Origin of the sequence: endosymbiont of Riftia pachyptila (vent Ph05) (genome assembly GCF_000224455.1) — a bacterium.
GTDB lineage: Bacteria > Pseudomonadota > Gammaproteobacteria > Chromatiales > Chromatiaceae > Endoriftia > Endoriftia persephonae.
Map to the genome: position 1 here is coordinate 1 of NZ_AFOC01000176.1, position 1,607 is coordinate 1,607.

Below are 1,607 nucleotides of genomic sequence, written 5' to 3' on the forward strand. Positions count from 1 at the left end.
ACCAAGCTGTGCGGTGCGAACGAAGCGCAGCGTAGTTTGCGTCCGAACGAGCGCCTTGTTATAAGGCAATATTTTCATTCTAAAACAACCTATTGCTATAAAACACGACCATAACCACTACTAAGAGAAATATGCCAATACTAAATAACCAAGCCTGCCAATTGAAAAGATTTCTTGTTCTTGTGCCGATAACACCAACAATTTCTCTTAGCTCATCTAATTCATCATCATATTCTTCTTTTGATTTTTTTCTTGCTATAGCCGTAGTATCCCTGAAGTCTTTTACACGATTTAGCACACATGCAACTCCTAACCCACTAGCTACAACTAGTGATAGCAAGGACAGAGAAAAAATACATTTCTGCCAACCTGCCAAGTTGAATTCTGTATTTTGTAATAAGCTCATTTCAAAGCCAATTGCTGCTATAGATAAACCCAGGAACAAATTAATCGCATAGGATAAGTATTCAAGTGAACGGCCTTGCCATCTAAGGAATGGCTCCTTTTTTTGGTCAGTCACCGATAAGCCTCCTTTGCCTTATAACGCCTCACATCACCGGCGGTAAAAAGCAGAGCGACGAAGGAGCGGCGCTTTTTGCTGTCCGAGTGTATGTGATTGTTATACGATTCTCGCCTACTTGATATATTCAGCTACATTGTTAATTAAAGATTTTGGGGGAAGCAGTCTTTTTCTGTTCTCTATCTTGTTAGTTCCATAATCTTTGACCGCCTTTTTGAAGGCTGCTCTAAACTCTTGCTCAATCATGAATGGCGGCTCTGGATACCGATTAAGCTTATGAACCTGAATCGCTTGATAAGGATAATCTTTCTCATATGCGCCTGCATCTTTAGCATCCACAGACACAATAAAATCAACGAACATCCATTCTATATTTCTTATGCCATTTTCCGTAATTTCAAAACATAGCAGCCAATCGTTTGTTTGAACTTGGGATTTCGAGACATTCAATACGTCAACTGGCTCAGAAACATTGTACTCTTGCTTGGCTCTTTCTTTCGCGGATTTTGCTGTTTCTAAATCAGATTCAGACCACCAACCTATTTTCCAAGGCTCCTTGTACGGCGATTTGTACCATTCTAAAAAGTGCTTTTTTGCTTTCTTTTGCCTACCTACTCTAATGGCTCTTTTTATTTTTCTATCTTGTTTTTCAAGGTGATTCATGTGTTTTTGAGTGATTTTGTACGGATTGATTTCACTGATAAGTCTATCTATATCAAAATCAGAACTATTGATGAAAATGCCAGTTTCTTTTTGATCCGTTCTCCCTAACGCTCGGTTTGAAATATTTGCTGAGGTAATAACACACCCGCCTTCTGACCAGTATACTTTTGCATGCAAATCATCCGAGAACTGAACTTCTGCGCCTCTACCAATCAGCGAGCGCACAGAGGAAGGGCTTGTTGCTCCCGGTTCAGGACAGCAAATAATTTTTACCCCTTCGGGGAATGGCAAGAAAGCCTCCGCATTTTCGCCGAGATAAGCAACAACCGCTATGCGTCGTCGTTGCTTCTTAGCGAACACCGCTTTTATTGCTTTGTGAACGTCACTTGATGTGTAAAGTATCTTCATGTTTTTTCGTATAACG

2 protein-coding genes are annotated in these 1,607 nt (G+C 40.3%); both read right to left on the reverse strand.

The annotated features are described in order from the left end of the window. Nucleotides 1-79: 79 nt before the first annotated feature. Nucleotides 80-520: a hypothetical protein gene (locus RIFP1SYM_RS17670; RefSeq protein WP_139042191.1), complete on the reverse strand. Its 441-nt coding sequence runs from the start codon at nucleotides 518-520 to the stop codon at nucleotides 80-82. Between the two features lie 114 nt (nucleotides 521-634). Continuing rightward, a partial coding sequence (locus tag RIFP1SYM_RS16080) for a phospholipase D family protein (RefSeq protein ID WP_420855225.1) occupies nucleotides 635-1,607 on the reverse strand: 973 nt, incomplete at its 5' end.